The sequence below is a fragment of the Methylobacterium sp. WL6 genome, assembly GCF_008040095.1.
Classification (GTDB): domain Bacteria; phylum Pseudomonadota; class Alphaproteobacteria; order Rhizobiales; family Beijerinckiaceae; genus Methylobacterium.
Genome location: NZ_VRVH01000077.1, coordinates 1 through 17903 on the forward strand (window position 1 = coordinate 1; position 17903 = coordinate 17903).

At 70.1% G+C, this 17903-nt stretch carries 19 protein-coding genes; 17 read left to right on the forward strand and 2 right to left on the reverse strand.

Annotated elements, in window-relative coordinates; all coding sequences use genetic code 11:
• The coding region (locus tag FV230_RS12680; protein WP_281408284.1) for a Sir2 family NAD-dependent protein deacetylase at positions 1–220 on the reverse strand (220 nt) is incomplete at its 3' end.
• A gap of 160 nt (positions 221–380) precedes the next feature.
• On the opposite strand from FV230_RS12680, the gene FV230_RS12685 reads away from it, so the two are divergent.
• The 17 genes from FV230_RS12685 (at position 381) to FV230_RS12770 (ending at position 17329) form a co-directional block, all read left to right on the forward strand.
• Positions 381–869 (forward strand): hypothetical protein, encoded by a 489-nt coding sequence (locus FV230_RS12685; RefSeq protein WP_147842647.1) that lies wholly within the window; start codon positions 381–383, stop codon positions 867–869.
• Between the two features lie 117 nt (positions 870–986).
• Positions 987–1862, forward strand: coding sequence for a transporter (locus tag FV230_RS12690; RefSeq protein ID WP_147842648.1), 876 nt, complete (start codon positions 987–989; stop codon positions 1860–1862).
• 79 nt (positions 1863–1941) lie between these two features.
• Positions 1942–3630, forward strand: coding sequence for a gamma-glutamyltransferase (gene ggt / locus FV230_RS12695; RefSeq protein WP_246694844.1), 1689 nt, complete (start codon positions 1942–1944; stop codon positions 3628–3630).
• Between the two features lie 95 nt (positions 3631–3725).
• Positions 3726–4499, forward strand: coding sequence for a lysophospholipid acyltransferase family protein (locus FV230_RS12700; RefSeq protein WP_147842650.1), 774 nt, complete (start codon positions 3726–3728; stop codon positions 4497–4499).
• Between the two features lie 127 nt (positions 4500–4626).
• On the forward strand, positions 4627–5073 hold the full coding sequence (locus FV230_RS12705) for a hypothetical protein (protein ID WP_147729237.1): 447 nt from the start codon (positions 4627–4629) through the stop codon (positions 5071–5073).
• A 202-nt stretch (positions 5074–5275) separates the two neighbouring features.
• On the forward strand, positions 5276–6391 hold the full coding sequence (locus FV230_RS12710; protein ID WP_147842651.1) for a DUF2125 domain-containing protein: 1116 nt from the start codon (positions 5276–5278) through the stop codon (positions 6389–6391).
• A 208-nt stretch (positions 6392–6599) separates the two neighbouring features.
• Positions 6600–7847: an urea ABC transporter substrate-binding protein gene (gene urtA / locus FV230_RS12715; protein WP_147842652.1), complete on the forward strand. Its 1248-nt coding sequence runs from the start codon at positions 6600–6602 to the stop codon at positions 7845–7847.
• 262 nt (positions 7848–8109) lie between these two features.
• Positions 8110–9036, forward strand: coding sequence for an urea ABC transporter permease subunit UrtB (gene urtB, locus FV230_RS12725; protein WP_147842653.1), 927 nt, complete (start codon positions 8110–8112; stop codon positions 9034–9036).
• An 11-nt stretch (positions 9037–9047) separates the two neighbouring features.
• Positions 9048–10217 carry an urea ABC transporter permease subunit UrtC gene (gene urtC / locus FV230_RS12730; RefSeq protein ID WP_147726956.1) on the forward strand — a complete coding sequence of 390 codons (1170 nt, stop codon included), beginning with the start codon at positions 9048–9050 and terminating at the stop codon, positions 10215–10217.
• Between the two features lie 7 nt (positions 10218–10224).
• Positions 10225–11010 carry an urea ABC transporter ATP-binding protein UrtD gene (gene urtD, locus FV230_RS12735; RefSeq protein ID WP_147726955.1) on the forward strand — a complete coding sequence of 262 codons (786 nt, stop codon included), beginning with the start codon at positions 10225–10227 and terminating at the stop codon, positions 11008–11010.
• Positions 11011–11084: 74 nt separating this feature from the next.
• Positions 11085–11774 (forward strand): urea ABC transporter ATP-binding subunit UrtE, encoded by a 690-nt coding sequence (gene urtE, locus FV230_RS12740; RefSeq protein ID WP_147842657.1) that lies wholly within the window; start codon positions 11085–11087, stop codon positions 11772–11774.
• 11 nt (positions 11775–11785) lie between these two features.
• Positions 11786–12802, forward strand: a complete 1017-nt coding sequence (locus tag FV230_RS12745) for an alpha/beta fold hydrolase (RefSeq protein ID WP_147842654.1) — start codon at positions 11786–11788, stop codon at positions 12800–12802.
• A 79-nt stretch (positions 12803–12881) separates the two neighbouring features.
• The gene (gene fmdA / locus FV230_RS12750; RefSeq protein WP_147726952.1) at positions 12882–14111 is read left to right on the forward strand and encodes a formamidase; all 1230 of its coding nucleotides are present in this window, start codon (positions 12882–12884) and stop codon (positions 14109–14111) included.
• A gap of 62 nt (positions 14112–14173) precedes the next feature.
• Positions 14174–14491, forward strand: coding sequence for a zinc ribbon domain-containing protein (locus FV230_RS12755; RefSeq protein WP_147726951.1), 318 nt, complete (start codon positions 14174–14176; stop codon positions 14489–14491).
• Between the two features lie 64 nt (positions 14492–14555).
• Positions 14556–15608, forward strand: coding sequence for an aliphatic amidase (locus tag FV230_RS12760; protein WP_147842655.1), 1053 nt, complete (start codon positions 14556–14558; stop codon positions 15606–15608).
• A gap of 217 nt (positions 15609–15825) precedes the next feature.
• The gene (locus tag FV230_RS12765; RefSeq protein ID WP_243932837.1) at positions 15826–16824 is read left to right on the forward strand and encodes a PAS domain S-box protein; all 999 of its coding nucleotides are present in this window, start codon (positions 15826–15828) and stop codon (positions 16822–16824) included.
• An 82-nt stretch (positions 16825–16906) separates the two neighbouring features.
• Positions 16907–17329, forward strand: coding sequence for a SufE family protein (locus FV230_RS12770; protein WP_147842656.1), 423 nt, complete (start codon positions 16907–16909; stop codon positions 17327–17329).
• 11 nt (positions 17330–17340) lie between these two features.
• Here the strand turns inward: FV230_RS12770 and FV230_RS12775 are convergent.
• Positions 17341–17903 (reverse strand): DUF6456 domain-containing protein (locus FV230_RS12775; protein WP_246694843.1); only part of this gene is annotated, 563 nt, incomplete at its 5' end.

Below are 17903 nucleotides of genomic sequence, written 5' to 3' on the forward strand. Positions count from 1 at the left end.
GGTTCGGCGCGGCCGCGACCGCCCCGCGCCGGCGCAGGTTGTAGAAGTCCAGGACGGTGCCGGGGTCGGCCGCGAAGGCCTCGGGCGTCGCGAGCCGCATCGGATCGAACCGCGCCCACATCCCGCCGCGGTCGCGGAACGTGCCGAGCCCGCTCTCGGCCGAGACGCCGGCTCCGGTGAGGACGAAGACGGTCTTCGGAAAGGGCGCACGCAGGGGCATGGGCGCGAGCCTACACCCGCCCGGCGCCGACCGCCCATCGGAATTCGGCGCCGGGCAGGTCGAAGCTGCGGGCCGGCGCGGCGAGGCTCGGCGGAGGGGCCGGCGCGCCGTCCCGCCGGGCGATGCGGCCCGAGCCGATCAGCCGAGCTATACCGCGCCGATGCGCATCCTCGGCCGCCTTCTCCTCGGCTCCCTCGCCCTGCTCCTCGCGATCCCGAGCGGCGGCGCGATCCTGCTCATGGCGCTCGTGCTCGATCCGGTGGCAAGCGTCTGGCTGACGAAAGGCGCGCTCGCCGGGCTCGATGCCGGCCTGTCGGATCTCGCCGCCGGCCTGCCGCCGGAGAGCTTCGCGTGGGTCCTCGCGGGGCTGGCGAAGGCGTCCTTCGTGCTGCTCGCGGTGCCGCCGGCCCTGGTGGCGCTGGTCGGCGAGACCCTGCGCTGGCGCGGCCTGCTCTGGTACGGCGCCGGGTGCGGCCTGATCACCGCTGCCCTGCCCTGGCTCGCGCGCGGGGCCGTGCGCCCCGGCGGCACGGCGCTCGCGGCCGAGGCGCGGGTCACCGCGATCCTGTTCCTCGCCGGCGCCGGTGCCGGGCTCGTGTACTGGCTGATCGCCGGGCGAAGCGCCGGGCGGCCCCCGACGCGGGCGTGACGTTTCCGCGACACGGGCGCGCTTCGGGGCGGCCCGGCGGGATGCTTCGGATGCGTCGAACCGTCGAACCCCGGTCGGCCCGCGCAGGATCCCCCTGGCGGCGACGAGGGACGAACGATGATCGCACGCCGCCCGTGGACGACCCGGACCGCCCTCGCCCTGCTCGCGGCCCTCCTGCCCGGCGGCCCCGCCTGGGCCGGCTCGGCGGCGCAGCCGGGCCAGACCGTCGGCCTGCCGGTGGGGGCGCAACTGCCGGTCGGGTTCTATTTCGTGAACCTGTCGAGCTTCGGCGTCCGCGACACGCGGCCCCTGGACTCGGAATCGAACGTCAACCTGCCGACCTTCGCCTGGGCGACGCCGTGGACGATCGCCGACGCGCGGCTGCAGTTCTTCGTCACGCAGCCGGTGGTCGCCTCGAGCGGGCGCGGTGCGCCCTACCAGAGCGGCGTCGGCCAGCCGCTGCTCGCGGCGCAGCTCGCCTGGGACCTCGGAAACGACCTCGGGTTCAGCTACCTGTTCGGCGGCTACCTGCCGATCGAGACCCGCTTCCTGACGCAGTCGGCCTCGATCACCCAGCGCTTCGCGGTCAGCTACACCGGCAACGGCTGGAACCTGACCGCCAACCTGCTGCACGGGATCTTCATCGACGACCGCTCGCCCACGGGCACGCTCTACCCGGACTACCTCAACCTCGACCTCACCGCGACGAGGAAGCTCGGCCAGTGGCAGGTCGGCGCCGTGGCCTTCGGCTCGACCGACCTGCCGACCGGGGTCGGCAGCGACCGGCCCCAGGGGCAGATCGCGGTGGGCGGCCTCGTCGGCTACAATTTCGGCCCGGTGAACCTGCAGGCCTACCTCACGCGCGACGTGGTCGAGCGCAACTACGGCCGCCGGGAGACCCGCGGCTGGCTGCGCGCGATCGTGCCGCTCTACCAGGACAAGGGCGAGGTGGAGCCGAACCGCACGCTGGTGACGCGGCGCCAGGGCGAATGACCGGCGCCTGCCGGACGGTCGCGGCCGTGCTATCGGAAATTTAATGAGATCGATCCGCGCCGCCCTCGCCGTTCTCCTCATGCTGGGCGGCCCCGCCCTCCCGCAGGGCTCGGGGCCGCCGATCCCCTCCGACGACGCACGGATGCTGCCGGTGCAGGCCGCGCACGGCATGGTCGCGAGCCAAGAGGCGCGGGCGACGCGGATCGGCGTCGACATCCTCAAGCGCGGCGGCAACGCGGTCGACGCCGCGGTCGCCGTCGGCTTCGCGCTGGCGGTGACCCTGCCGCAGGCGGGCAACCTCGGCGGCGGCGGCTTCATGCTGGTGCACCTGGCGGACCGGCACGAGACCGTGGCGATCGACTACCGCGAGACCGCGCCGCAGGCCGCCACCGCCGACATGTTCCTGGCGCCCGGCGGCGAGCCGGACCGCGCCGCCTCGCGGCGCAGCGGCAAGGCCGTCGGCGTGCCGGGCACGGTGCGGGGCCTGGCGGAGGCGCACCGCCTCTACGGATCGGGAAAGCTGTCCCTCGCCGAGCTGATCGCGCCGGCCGAGGCCCTGGCCCGCGCCGGCATCCCGGTCACCGGCGGCCTCGCCGATTCCCTGCCGCGGTCGGCCGGCCTCCTCGGGCGCTGGCCCTCGACCCGCCGGATCTTCTTCCGCGGCGACGTCCCCCTGCCCCGCGGCGACAGCCTCGTGCAGGCGGACCTCGCCGACACGCTGCGCGCCGTCGCCGAGGGCGGCCCGGACGCGTTCTATGCCGGCCCGATCGCCGGGCGGATCGCGGCGGCGGTGCGCGCGGCCGGCGGCCCGATGACGGAGGCCGATCTCGCCGCCTACCGGCCGGCGGTCCGCCAGCCCGTGCGCGGGACCTATCGCGGCTACGAGGTGGTCTCGATGCCGCCGCCCTCGTCCGGCGGCGTCCACCTGATCGAGATCCTGAACATCCTCGAGGGCTTCGACCTCGCCGCGATGGGTGCGGGCAGCGCCGCCGCGATCCACACCCTGGCCGAGGCGATGAAGCCGGCTTACGCCGACCGGGCGACCTGGCTCGGCGACCCGGACCGGGTCCGCGTGCCGGTGCAGGGCCTCACCGCCAAATCCTACGCGGCGCGGCTGCGGCGGGCGATCGACCCGGAGCGGGCACGGCCCGCCGACAGCATCGCGGCCGGCGACCCGTTGCCGCCCGAGCCCGACCAGACCACGCATTTCTCGGTGGTCGATGCCGCGGGCAACGCGGTGGCCAACACCTACACCCTGAACTTCTCCTACGGGATCGGGCTGGTGGCCGAGGGGACCGGCGTGCTGCTCAACAACGAGATGGACGACTTCTCCGCCAAGGCCGGCACCCCGAACGCCTACGGGCTCGTCGGCGGCGACGCCAACGCGGTGGCGCCGGGCGCCCGGCCGCTCTCCTCGATGACGCCGACCTTCCTGTTCCGGGACGGGCAGCTCTACCTCGTCACCGGCAGCCCCGGCGGCAGCCGCATCATCACCACCGTGCTCGACGTGATCGTGAATCTGATCGACTTCCGCATGAACCTCGCCGAGGCCGTCGACGCGCCGCGCATCCACCACCAGTGGAAGCCCGACGTGCTGCGGGTCGAGCAGGGCCTGTCGCCCGACACCCTTGCCCTCCTGCGGGCGTGGGGGCACGACGTCAGGGTCGGGTCGAGCTCGGGCTCGGCCAACTCGATCCTGCGCAGCGGCGGCCTGCTCTCGGGCGCCGCGGACCCGCGCCAGCGCGACACGCTCGCCGAAGGGTATTGAGGTGGGGCCGGGGACAACCTCAAGCGTCACGCCCGATGCGCCCTTGGCCCTGGCCGCACCCCCGCGCTAAAGGACGAGCGTCACAGAAGGTCCCGATGCTCGCCGTCCGCTCCCTCGCGTTCAATCTCTGCTTCTACGCCGCCACGACGCTGATCGCGTTCGGCGGGTTGCCGACGCTGGTCTCGGGGCGGTCGGTGATGCGGCTGGCGCGGTTCTGGGGGCGGGTGACGCTGTGGCTGCTGCGCGTGGTCGCCGGCACCCGCGTGGAGTTCCGCGGGCTGGAGAACATCCCGTCCGGCGCGATGCTGGTCGGGGCCAAGCACCAGTCGGCGCTCGAGACCCTGGCCCTGTGCACGGTGTTTCCCGAATTCGCCTACGTGCTGAAGCGCGAGCTGCTGTTCATCCCGCTGATCGGCTGGTTCCTGTCGCGCAGCGGCATGGTGGCGATCGACCGGTCGAAGGGCGCGCGCGCCATGAGCCTGATGAACGCGGCCGCCGCCGACGCGATCGCGCAGGGGCGCCAGCTCATCGTCTTCCCCGAGGGCACCCGGACGGCCCCCGGCGCGGCCCCGGCCTACAAGCAAGGCCTGTCCCACCTCTACGCCGCGCTCTCCGTGCCGTGCCTGCCGGTGGCGCTGAACACCGGCCTGTACTGGCCGCGCCGCAGCTTCGTCCGCCGCCCGGGCACCACGGTGATCGAGTTCCTGCCGCCGATCCCGCCGGGGCTGGCACGCGCCGCCTTCCTCGACCTCGTCGAGGACCGCATCGAGACCGCCTCGAAGGCCCTGCTCGCGGCCGGCCTCGCCGACCTCGGGCAGGCCGCCCGCACGGTCCCGGAGCCGCGCCGCGAAACCTCGCGTCCGGCCTGACCCGCGCGCCCGATTCGTGCGCGCGGAGAACCGTCGGGACGTTGCGAATCGGCCTGCGAATTCCCATTTCCGATGAACGAGACGAATCGCTTGACGGGCGCGCGATGCCCGCTCTAGGTTGGAACAAATGGCGAACAAGAGAGCCTTGTCCTGGTCGGCCGCCCTGCGCGACCTGAAGGACGAGCGGACACGGAGACAGGACGTGCGGGAAGAGCGCTTGAGGACCACCGCCGGCCTTCGCGGCACCCCCGCCCTGGCGCTCAGCGCCTGGCGCGGACGTTCCGGCCGGCGCTACGTCGTCGGCGTCCACGACCTCAGCGCGCCCGAGCTGGACGAGATGGGCGAGGCGGTGGTGATCGCGGTCCGCCGCGATCCCGCCGGCATCGCCGAGCTGGTCGCGGTGTCGGCCTCCGGCGAGAGCCCCCGCGAGCGCCTGCACCGCACCTGGCTCGCCCGCGCCCGGAAGGGCGGCGCGACCGAGATGCACGTGCATCGGCTCGCCGAGGACGAGGCCGAGCGCAAGGCCATCGTCGACGATCTCTCGATGGAGAGCGCGGATCCGGCGCACGCCTGATATCCCTCCGCTCGATCAGGGCGGTCGGCATATCCGGCAGGCCCGCGCGCGATCGAAGGCCGAATCCGCCGGTCCGGCGAGGTGATGCGGATTTGGATCACGCCGCCCACGCCCCAGTTTCGCCCCGAGCCTCCCCTCATGCCTTGTGCGGCATGGACGATCGCGGACGAACCCGCGACGGGGCGAGAGCGCGGAGCGAACGATGCAGGATCCGGTACGGCAAGATCCTTCGGGGCAAGCCCCGGCCGAGCCCGCCGCGATCCCGCCCAAGGCGCCGCGTTCCCGGCGCGGCCTGTTCCTCCCCTACATCCTGCTGCTGACGCTGGTGCTGCTGTGGTCGGCGGGCTGGGTCTACCTCCGCGGCCGCGCCGCCACCGAGATGGACGGCTGGGTCGCCCGCGAGGCCGCGGCCGGACGGACCTGGACATGCGCCGACCGGTCGATCACCGGCTATCCGTTCCGGATCGAGCTGCGCTGCGCCTCGGTCAGCCTCGCGCGTGCCGACGGCCGCTTCCGGCTGGGTCCGCTGACCGCGGTGACGCAGGTCTACCAACCCCGGCACGTGCTGATGCTCGCCGAGGGCCCGTTTCACGTGGAACAGGGCGACCTCGTCGGCGACGCGACCTGGACGATGCTGGAAGGCAGCTTCCACGGCGCGTCGGACGGGTTCGTGCGCGCCTCGCTCGTGGTCGACGGGCCTTCGGTGACGGTCGCCGGCGCGGCGCCCGATCCGATCGCCGTCTCCGCCCGCCACCTCGAGCTGCATGCGCGGCCGACGCCGGGACGATTCGATTCGGACGGCGCGGTCGACCTCAGCCTGCGCCTGTCGCAGGCCCTGGCGCCGATGGCGGATGCGCTGATCGGCAACGCCGATCCCGCCGACCTCACCCTCGACGCCACGGTCAACCGGGCGGCGATGCTCGGCACCGGCACGGTGGCGCGCGAGCTCGAACGCTGGCGCCAGGCCGACGGCAGCCTCGACGTCGCCGGGCTGTCGCTGGCCAAGGGTGCGCGCCGGCTGCAGGCCAAGGGCAATCTCGGGATCGACCAGGATCATCGCGTCGAGGGCCAGCTGGACCTGCGGGCCGCCGGGGTCGAGGCGCTGGTCGCGTCGGTCGTCGGGCAGCGCTTCGGCGCCGATCGCGGCGCGCTCATCGGCAACCTCGTCGGCGGCCTGCTCGGGCTTCGGCGCCAGCCCGAGGGCGAGCCGGGGGGCGACGTGCCGCTCAAGCCGCTGCCGCCGCTGCGCCTCGCCGACGGCCGGATGATGTTCGGGCCGATCGCGATCCCGAACGTGCGGCTGCAGCCGCTGTACTGATCCGGCCGTGCCGGTCCCCGGGCGTCGAGGGTGGAGCAGACTGCGCCGCCCGGGCGCCGGCGGCCATACGCAAAACAGCGTATATGCTGCAACGCAACCGAGCCCCTAGCCTGCGCTCCACGATCCGCGGCCGTTCCATGAGCCGCCGGACGCGAGATGCGAGGCGTGAGGCACGATGGCTGACGGGGATCACGATCTGGATCGGGGCATGGACCGCGGCTTGCGCTCGCCCCTGCGGCGCAAGCTGCTGATGGGGCTGGCGGCCGCGCCCGCCCTTTCGCTCCTGCCGCGCACCGCGTTCGCGGCGGGGCCTGCCACCTCGGCGGTCAGCACCACCGGCCTCGCCGTCACCGACACCGAGGTGACCTGCGGCATCCTCCACTCGATCACCGGCACCATGGCGATCTCGGAGACCGGCGCCCAGCAGGCCGAGAAGCTCGCCATCGCGCAGATCAACGAGGCCGGCGGCATCCTCGGCCGCAAGATCAAGATCATCCAGGAGGACGGCGCCTCCGACTGGCCGACCTTCGCCGAGAAGGCCAAGAAGCTCCTCGTCAACGACAAGTGCGCGGCGGTGATGGGCTGCTGGACCTCGGCCTCGCGCAAGGCGGTGCTGCCGGTCTTCGAGCAGTACAACGGCCTCCTGTACTACCCGACCTTCTACGAGGGCCTGGAGCAGTCCAAGAACGTGTTCTACACCGGCCAGGAGGCGACGCAGCAGATCCTCGCCGGCCTCGACTGGGTGCACAAGGAGAAGGGCGGCGACACGTTCTTCTTCGTCGGCTCGGACTACATCTGGCCGCGCACCTCGAACAAGATCGCCCGCAAGCACGTCGAGAACGTGCTCAAGGGCAAGGTCGTCGGCGAGGAATACTTCCCGCTCGGTCACACGCAGTTCAACTCGGTGATCAACAAGATCAAGCTCACGAAGCCGAAGGTCATCTTCACTGACGTGGTCGGCGGCTCGAACGTGGCGTTCTACAAGCAGCTCAAGGCGTCCGGCATCGACCTCTCGAAGCAGGTGCTTCTGACGATCTCGGTCACCGAGGACGAGATCGACGGCATCGGCGGCGACAACATCGCCGGCGCGTACTCCTGCATGAAGTACTTCCAGTCGATCGAGAACGACAACAACAAGAAGTTCGTCGCCGACTTCAAGAAGATGTGGGGCGAGAAGACCGTCATCGGCGACGTCACCCAGGCCGCCTATCTCGGGCCCTACCTGTGGAAGATGGCCTGCGAGAAGGCCGGCTCGTTCGACGTCGACAAGGTCGTCGCCGCCTCGCCCGATCTCGAGTTCAAGGGCGCCCCCGAGGGCTACGTCCGGATCGACCCGAACCACCACCTGTGGTCGAAGACCCGGGTCGGCAAGGCCAAGACCGACGGCCAGTTCGAGATCGTCTACACCAGCCCCGAGCTGATCAAGCCCGACCCGTTCCCGAAGGGCTACCAGTAGGCCGCATGCGCGCGCCGCCGATGCGGCGCGCGATTTGCAGACGGCCTTTCGACGATCCCCCATCCCCCGGCCTCATCCTGAGGCGCCCGCGACGGCGGGCCTCGAAGGAGGGCTCCAGGGATCGCCGAGCGCTTCGGAGGGCTCCCTCAAGGCCTCCGCTTCGCTCCGGCACCTCAGGAGGAGGTGGGCGGGTGGGAGACGGCGATCGCGCAAAGCGGCGGGCCACGGCCCTCCGGCATTCCCGACGGCTCGGAGCGCACGGATGTTCGGTGACTATTCCCTCGGCGATCTCGGCGCGATCTTCGCGATGCAGGGCTTCGCCGGCCTGATCCTGTTCTCGGTCTACGTGCTGATGGCGCTCGGGCTGGCGATCATCTTCGGGCAGATGGGCGTGATCAACATGGCGCACGGGGAGTTCATGATCCTCGGCGCGTACATGACCTACCTGTGCTCGACCTTCTTCCAGACCTACCTGCCGGCGCTGTTCCCGGCATACTTCTTCCTGGCGATGATCCTCGCCTTCTGCGCCTCCGGGGCGCTGGGGATGCTGGTGGAGTGGGCGCTGATCCGCCACCTCTACAAGCGCCCGCTCGACACGCTGCTCGCCACCTGGGGCCTGTCGCTGATCCTGCAGCAGGCCTACCGCTCGATCTTCGGCGCGCGCGAGGTCGGCGTCGAGCTGCCGAGCTGGCTGATCGGCTCGGTGCAGGTCACCGATTCGATCGAGATCCCGATCAACGGCCTGTTCGTGATGGCGGTCACCACGCTGATCACGGTCGGCGTGGCGCTGCTGATCTACCGCTCGCGCTTCGGCCAGCAGGTCCGCGCGGTGATGGCCAACCGCCCGATGGCGGGCGCCGTCGGCATCGATACCGAGAAGGTCGACCGCTACACGTTCGGCCTCGGTTGCGGCATCGCGGGCGTGGCCGGCTCGGCCTTCACGATGATCGGCTCGACCGGGCCGACCTCGGGCCAGCTCTACATCGTCGACACCTTCCTGATCGTGGTCTTCGGCGGGGCGGCCTCCCTGCTCGGCACCATCGCCTCGGCGTTCTCGATCTCCCAGACCCAGTCGACGCTGGAATTCTTCCTCTCCGGCTCGATGGCCAAGGTGCTCACCCTGCTCGCGGTGGTCGGCATCCTGATGCTGCGGCCGCAGGGCCTGTTCACCCTCAAGGTCCGGCGCTGAGGATTTCGACGATGAAGAACCCCGTCCAGACCCTGACCAAGTCCGTCACCGTGAACGACAACCCGTTCATGAAGCCGATCGAGTGGCTGAGCCTGGCGGTGCTGGCTTTGGTGCTGCTCGTCGTGCTGCCGAGCCTGCTCGACGCCTTCCGGCTCAACCTGGTTGGCAAGTACCTCACCTACGCCTTCGTCGCCCTCGGCCTCGTCATCTGCTGGGGCTATGCCGGCATCCTGTCGCTCGGCCAGGGCTGCTTCTTCGGCCTCGGCGGCTACTGCATGGCGATGTACCTGAAGCTCGAGGCGTCCAGCGTCGAGAACACGAAGATCCAGTCGACGCCGGGCATTCCCGACTTCATGGACTGGAACCAGATCACGGCGCTGCCGTGGTTCTGGAAGCCGTTCCAGAGCCTGCCGCTGACCTTGATCCTCGTCGTCGCGGTGCCGGTGCTGTTCGCCTTCGTGATCTCGGCGGCGATGTTCAAGCGCCGGGTCGGCGGCACCTACTTCGCCATCATCACCCAGGCGATCGCCGCGATCCTGACGATCCTGATCGTCGGGCAGCAGGGCTACACCGGCGGCATCAACGGCATCACCGACCTGCGCACGCTGCACGGCTGGGACATCCGCACCGACGGCGCCCACACCATCCTCTACTTCGTCAACGGCGGCCTGCTGATCGGCTGCATCCTGATCGCGCAGTTCGTGAAGAAGTCGAAGCTCGGGCGCATCCTGGTCGCGATGCGGGACAAGGAGGACCGGGTGCGGTTCTCCGGCTACTCGGTTGCCGGGTTCAAGGTCTTCGCCTTCTGCCTCGCCGCCGCCTTCGCGGCGATCGGCGGCGCGATGTTCACCCTCCAGGTCGGGTTCATGTCGCCGTCCTTCGTCGGCATCGTGCCCTCGATCGAGATGGTGATCTACGCCGCCGTCGGCGGGCGGATGTCGCTGTTCGGCGCGGTCTGGGGCACGCTGCTCGTCAACTGGGCCAAGACCAGCTTCTCGGAATCCTTCCCCGACCTGTGGCTGTTCGGCCTCGGCGCGCTGTTCATCGCCGTGGTGCTGGCCTTCCCGAACGGTCTCGCCGGCATCTGGCGCGAGCACGTCGAGCCGCGCCTGACGCGCCGGGTGAAGGGTCTGCGCGCCCCGCCCCCCGCGATCGTCCCCCACGGCGCACCGGCCGAGTGAGAACAGCATGAACGCCGCGATCCTCCCGGGCTCCGTCATCGGCGCCAACCCGAACGCCCCCGAATACCTGCTGGCGGTCGACGCGCTCACCGTCTCCTTCGACGGGTTCAAGGCGGTCAACGACGTCTCGTTCTACGTCGACCCCAACGAGATCCGGGTGATCATCGGCCCGAACGGCGCCGGCAAGACCACGGTGCTCGACCTGATCTGCGGGCGCACCCGCGCCAGCGCCGGGTCGATCAAGTACAAGGGCCAGGAGCTGACCAAGCTCACCGAGAGCGCGATCGTCCAGGCCGGCGTCGGGCGCAAGTTCCAGACCCCGTCGATCTACGACGACCTGACCGTGTTCGAGAACCTGGAGATCTCGTTCCCGCGCGGGCGCTCGGTGTTCGGGGCGCTGACCTTCAAGCGCGACGCGCAGGTCCGTGAGCGCATCCACGAGATCGCCGAGACGATCTTCCTGAAGGACCAGCTGCTGGAGCGGGCCGAGTTCCTCAGCCACGGCCAGAAGCAGTGGCTCGAGATCGGCATGCTGCTGATCCAGGACCCGGAGCTGCTGATGCTCGACGAGCCGGTGGCCGGGATGAGCGTCGGCGAGCGCATCAAGACCGCCGAGCTGCTGAACCAGATCATCGTCGGCCGCTCGGTGCTGGTGATCGAGCACGACATGAAGTTCGTCGAGGACATCGCCCACCGGGTCACCGTGCTGCACCAGGGCAAGGTCCTGTCGGAGGGCTCGATGGAGCGGGTCAAGAACGATCCGAAGGTCATCGAAGTGTATCTGGGACACTGAGCATCATGCTGCAGACCGCGCATCCCCCCCTGGCCAAGGCCCCTCCGCTCACCACGCTCCCCTCGGCGGCGCCGATCTTAAGCGTCGAGGACCTGCACGCCGCCTACGGCCAGAGCGAGGTGCTGCACGGGCTGAACTTCCAGGTCGCGCCCGGCGAGATCGTCGCGGTGATGGGCCGCAACGGCATGGGCAAGACCACGCTGATGAAGACCCTGATGGGGATCGTGCCGGTGAAGGCCGGCTCGATCCGCGTCGACGGCACCGAGATCGGTGCCCTCAAGAGCCACGCCCGGGTCGCCAAGGGTCTCGCCTACGTGCCGCAGGGCCGGATGATCTTCTCGACCATGACGGTGCAGGAGAACATCGAGACCGGGCTCACCGTCACCGGCGCCCGCAAGGTGCCGCAGGACCTCTACGAAATGTTCCCGGTGCTGCTCGAGATGAAGGGACGGCGCGGCGGCAATCTGTCGGGCGGCCAGCAGCAGCAGCTCGCCATCGCCCGCGCGCTCGCAAGCAAGCCGAAGGTGCTGCTCCTCGACGAGCCGACCGAGGGCATCCAGCCGTCGATCATCCGCGAGATGGGCCGGACCCTGAAGAAGATCCGCGACGCGCGCGGCCTGTCGATCGTCGTCTCCGAGCAGGTCCTGAGCTTCGCCCTCGACGTCGCCGACCGGGTGCTCGTCATGGAGAACGGCGAGATCGTCCACGAATCGCTGCGCGCCGACATCGACGAGGCCCAGGTCGCCCGCTTCCTCTCGGTCTGAACGAGGACATCATGGCCGATTACGAGATCTTCGAGCTCGGCGACCACGTTCTCCAATGCGGCAAGACCCTGCGCAACGCCAAGCTCGCGTTCAAGACCTTCGGCACGCTGAACGCGGCGCGCGACAACGCCATCGTCTACCCGACCTGGTATTCCGGCCAGCACACCGAGAACGAGTGGCTGATCGGGCCGGGCAAGGCGCTCGACCCCGAGAAGTACTTCATCATCATCCCGAACATGTTCGGCAACGGGCTCTCGTCCTCGCCGAGCAACACGCCGGCCCCCTGGAACGGGCCGCGCTTCCCGAACGTCACCGCCTACGACAACGTCCGCGCGCAGCACCGGCTCGTCACCGAGCATTTCGGCATCGATAAGCTGGTGCTGGTGACCGGGTGGTCGATGGGAGCGCTCCAGACCTACCATTGGGGCGCGCTCTATCCCGACATGGTCCCGCGCATCCTGCCGTTTCAGGGCTCGGCCAAGTGCTCGCGGCACAACTTCGTCTTCCTCGAAGGCGCCAAGGCCGCGCTCCAGGCCGACGCCGCCTTCGCCGAGGGCTGGTACGCGAGCCCGCCGAACAAGGGGCTGCGCGCCTTCGGCCGGGTCTATGCCGGCTGGGGCCTGTCGCAGACCTTCTACCGGATCGAGGCCGACAAGACCCACATGGGCTACGCCTCGCTCGAGGACTTCCTCGTCGGGTTCTGGGAGGGGCTGTTCTACACGCGCGACGCCAACGACCTGCTCGCGATGCTGTGGACCTGGCAGAACGGCGACATCGGCGCCAACGACACCTTCCACGGGGACACCAAGGCGGCGCTTCGCGCGATCACCGCCAAGGCGATCCTGATGCCGGCCTCGACCGACCTGTACTTCCCGCCCGAGGACAACCGCATCGAGGCGGAGTCGATGCCGAACGCGGAGCTGCGCGTCATCGACACCTGGTGGGGCCACTTCGCCGGCGGCCCCGGCACCAGCCCCGACGACATCAAGACCCTCGACGACGCGCTCAAAGAGCTGCTCGCGAGATGAACGGTTTCGGCCGGTGCGCCGGCCGGGCGGGGATGCGCCAAGCCCCGGATTTTCGAACAACAGGGAGCACAGTCGAGACATGCCCGAGACGCTGATCAAGGTCGACCTGACGCAATCGGCCTACGACAACGACATGGTGCACAACCGCTGGCACCCGGACATCCCGATGGTCGCGACGGTGAAGCCCGGCGACGACTTCATCGTCGAGACCTACGACTGGACCGGCGGCTTCATCAAGAACAATGATTCCGCCGACGACGTGCGCGACATCGACCTGTCGATCGTCCACTTCCTCTCCGGCCCGATCGGCGTCGAGGGCGCCGAGCCCGGCGACCTGCTCGTGGTCGACCTCCTCGACATCGGCGCCAAGCCCGAGAGCCAGTGGGGCTTCAACGGCTTCTTCTCGAAGAACAACGGCGGCGGCTTCCTCGACGAGCACTTCCCCCAGGCGCAGAAGTCGATCTGGGACTTCGAGGGCATGTTCACCAAGTCGCGTCACATCCCCGGCGTGCGCTTCCCCGGCCTGATCCACCCGGGGCTGATCGGCTGCCTGCCCGACCCGAAGATGCTGGAGACCTGGAACACCCGCGAGAAGGCGCTGTTCGACACCGACCCGAACCGCGTGCCGGCGCTGGCCACCCTGCCCTTCGCGCCGACCGCCCACATGGGCCGGCTCAAAGGCGAGGCGAAGGACAAGGCGGCGGCCGCCGGCGCCCGCACGGTGCCGGGGCGCGAGCACGGCGGCAATTGCGACATCAAGGACCTGTCGCGCGGCTCGAAGATCTACTTCCCGGTCTACGTGCCCGGCGCCGGCCTCTCGATGGGCGACCTGCACTTCAGCCAGGGCGACGGCGAGATCACCTTCTGCGGCGCGATCGAGATGGCGGGCTGGGTCCACCTCAAGGTCAGCCTGATCAAGGACGGCATGGCCAAGTACGGGATCAAGAACCCGATCTTCAAGCCGTCGCCGATCACCCCGAAGTTCGACGACCACCTGATCTTCGAGGGCGTCTCGGTCGACGAGCACGGCAAGCAGCATTACCTCGACGTGACGGTGGCCTACCGCCAGGCCTGCCTCAACGCGATCGAGTACCTGAAGAAGTTCGGCTACTCGGGCGCGCAGGCCTACTCGATCCTCGGCACCGCGCCGGTCCAGGGCCACATCTCCGGCGTCGTCGACATCCCGAACGCCTGCGCGACCTTGTGGATTCCGACCAAGATCTTCGAGTTCGACATCAATCCCACTGCTGCCGGGCCGACGAAGTTCCTCGACGGCTCGATCCAGATGCCGCTCTCGCCGGATCTGTAGTCTTCGGGTCTGCCGCGCCTTCCGGGCGGCAGACCGCGTGCACCCTGCCTGAAAGCGCTCGAATGCCCGTCTACGATTACGCTTGCGAGGCCTGCGGGCCGTTCACGGTGCTGCGCCCGATGGCGCAGTTCAGGGACCCGCACGACTGTCCCGATTGCGGGGCGGCGTGCGGGCGCGCCTTCCTCACCGCGCCGAACCTCGCCTCCATGGATGCGGGCCGGCGCAAGGCCTTCGCCACCAACGAGCGCAGCGCGCACGCGCCCCGCAAGTCGTCCGCGCACGGGGCCGGCTGCGGCTGCTGCAGCGGGACCAAGGCGAAGTCCAACCCCACGGCCGCCAAGAGCTTTCCGAACGCGCGGCCGTGGATGATCAGCCACTAAGCTGCAGCTCACCCTCCCCCTCTCGCGGGGGAGGCAAGAACCCAAGCCAGGAGGAACCCACGCCATGATGCACGGAGACATCTCGTCCAGCGCCGACAGCGTCGGCGTCGCGGTGGTGAACTACAAGATGCCCCGCCTCCACACCAAGGCCGAGGTCTTGGAGAACGCGAGCAAGATCGGCGACATGATCGTCGGGATGAAGGCCGGCCTGCCGGGCCTCGACCTGGTGATCTTCCCCGAATACTCGACCCACGGGATCATGTACGACGCGGGCGAGATGTACGAGACCGCCTCCACCGTGCCGGGGGCGGAGACCGAGATCTTCGCCGCCGCCTGCCGGAAGGCCAAGGTCTGGGGCGTGTTCTCGCTCACCGGCGAGCGCCACGAGGAGCACCCGAACAAGGCGCCCTACAACACGCTCATCCTGATGAACGACCAGGGCGAGATCGTGCAGAAGTACCGCAAGATCATGCCCTGGACGCCGATCGAGGGCTGGTACCCGGGCGACCGCACCTACGTCTCGGAGGGGCCGAAGGGCCTGATGATCAGCCTGATCATCTGCGACGACGGCAACTATCCCGAGATCTGGCGCGACTGCGCGATGCGCGGGGCCGAGCTCATCATCCGCTGCCAGGGCTACATGTACCCGGCCAAGGAGCAGCAGATCCTGATGTCGAAGGCGATGGCCTTCGCCAACAACACCTATGTGGCGGTGGCCAACGCGGCCGGCTTCGACGGGGTCTACAGCTACTTCGGCCACTCCGCGATCGTCGGCTTCGACGGGCGCACCCTCGGCGAGTGCGGCGAGGAGGAGATGGGCATCCAGTACGCGGCGCTGTCGAAGTTCCTGATCCGCGACTTCCGTGCGCACGGGCAGTCGGAGAACCACCTCTTCAAGCTGCTGCACCGCGGCTACACCGGGATGATCAACTCGAAGGAGAACCGGCACGGGCTGTCGGAATGCCCCTACGACTTCTACCGCCGCTGGATCGAGGACCCCGACGCCACCCGCGACGCGGTGCGCGCCATCACCCGGCAGGGCGTCGGCACCGAGGAATGCCCGATCGACGGCATCCCCTTCGTCGGCAAGGGCGAGGGTCCGCCGGACCCGCGCTGAGACGCGGCCCACCGCGCGGTTCCGCCGGCCCGGGAGGCCGGGCGGGGCCGCGCGGGTGACAGGACGTCGTCCCTATCGGAACGGCCCATCGCCCGACACGTTGACCGGCGCTTGCCTAGCGCACATCAGGTCGGAACAGGGGCGGATCGGGAAGATCATGAACGGTGAGTCGAAGCCGGCCGGTGCGGGCGGTCAGGACAGCGAGCCGGGAGCGCCCATGGTCAGCGCGGAGTTCCGGCGCTTTGCCGACGACGTTCCGCTGATGATGTGGCGCTCGGACCATCTCGGCCACGCGATCCATCACAACGAATGCTGGCTCCAGTTCACCGGGCGGCCGCTGGAGGAGGAGCTCGGCGCCGGCTGGCGCACGGGGCTCCACCCGGACGACTTCGAGCGCCACGCGCGCATCGTCTCGGCCGCGTTCACGGCGCGGGAGCCGTTCACCGTGGAGTTCCGCCTGCGGCGCCACGACGGGGCCTATCGCTGGCTGCTCGACACCGCCCGGCCGCTGACCGAGGACGGCGAGTTCCGCGGCTATCTCGGCTCGTGCTTCGACATCACCGACCGCAAGCATGCCGAGGTGCATATCGAGGAGGCGCTGCAGGAGAAGGAGACCCTGCTCGCCGAGGTCTACCACCGGGTCCGCAACAACCTCCAGGTGATGGTCAGCCTGATCGGGCTCTACGGCCGCGCGGCGCCCGAGCCCTGCCGCGGCAGCTTCGAGGCGCTGGGCCAGCGGGTGCGGGCGATCGCGCTGGTGCAGCAGCACCTGCACGAGGCGCCGCACATCGCCTCGATCGACCTGCGCGACTACCTGCACCGGCTCGCCTCCGGCCTCGGCCAGCTGCGCCGGGCCGGCCGCATCGGCGTCCATCTCGGCGGCGCCGGCACCAGCCTGGTCGAGCCGCGCACCGCCAACGCCCTCGGCATGATCGTCGCCGAGATCGTCGCCGAATGCCTCGACGCCACCGCCGAGAGCGTCGCCTGCGCGATCGCTATCGACATCGACGCGGCCCCCGGTGCGCCGGTGCGTCTCTCGATCGTCTCCGGCGCCGGCGACCAGGCGGAGTCGGGTCGGCCGAACATCCCGAAGCTCGGGCCGCGGCTGATCGCGGCCTACGCCGCCCAGGCCGAGATCGCGGTCACCGGCGTCGCGACCGCCGAGGATCCGCTGCGGCTGCAGTTGCCGGAGGCGCGGGTCGAGGACCCGGCCTGAGCGGGCGTCGCGATTCGCATCGGCCGGGGCGGCGACCTATATCCGGGATATCCCGCGCCCCCCGACACGAAACCGGCCGAGCATGCTGCCTCCGATCAAGACCATCGTCGAGAACTTCGAATTCATCGACGACTGGGAAGAACGCTACCGCTACCTGATCGAGCTCGGCCGCACCCTGCCGCCGGCCGACCCGGCCCTGCATGCCGAGTCGAACAAGGTGCTCGGCTGCGCCAGCCAGGTCTGGATCGACCTGAACGTCGACGCCTCGGGCGACGTGCCGCGCCTGCACCTGCGCGGCGACAGCGACGCCCACATCGTGCGCGGCCTCGTCGCGCTGATGGTGGCGCTGTTCAACGGCAAGACCCCGCGCGAGGCGGCCGACACCGACGCCTTCGCGCTCTACACCAAGCTCGGCCTCGGCGAGCACCTGACGCCGCAGCGCTCGAACGGGGTCCGCGCCATGGCGGACCGCATCCATCGCGACGCGGTCCGCCTCGCCGCCTGAGCGCGCGGGGCTTACGCCCGGTCCCGCCACAGCCGCATCCGGGCGTGGTCGGGCCCGACCGCCTCGCGCTGCAGTCCGTAATGCTCGGCGAGGCGCCCGAGGGCGATCTTCGCCACCACCTTGGCGGAGCGCGCCGGCCAGCGGCGCTCCTCCTCGATCCGCTCGAGCCCCTTCACGTAGCCGCACAGGTCGATCAGCAGGCCCGACAAGTCGTGGCCGACCGCGGCCATCGCCCGCTCCACCCGGGCACGGGCCGCCATCATCGCATCCGAGGCGCCGGCGGCGTCGCGCGGGCCGGAACCGTCGACGCGGATCGCGCTCCAGTCGATGCCCATTCGTGGCATCATCAGGCCCGTGGTGATGTCGCGGCGCAGGCGCTCGCCGGCCTCGAACGAGGCCCGGTCGAGGAGGGGCGCCCCGTCCCGGCCGCGCCGCCGCACCATCCAGGCGATCGGGCTCTCGGCGGCGTCGCGCAGGCGTCGCTCCGCCCCCTCGCCCTCCACCACGAGGTCGAGATGCTGGCCGCGGAACGCTTCGCCGGCCGGGGCGTCGCCCCGCCTGAGGCGGGCACGGC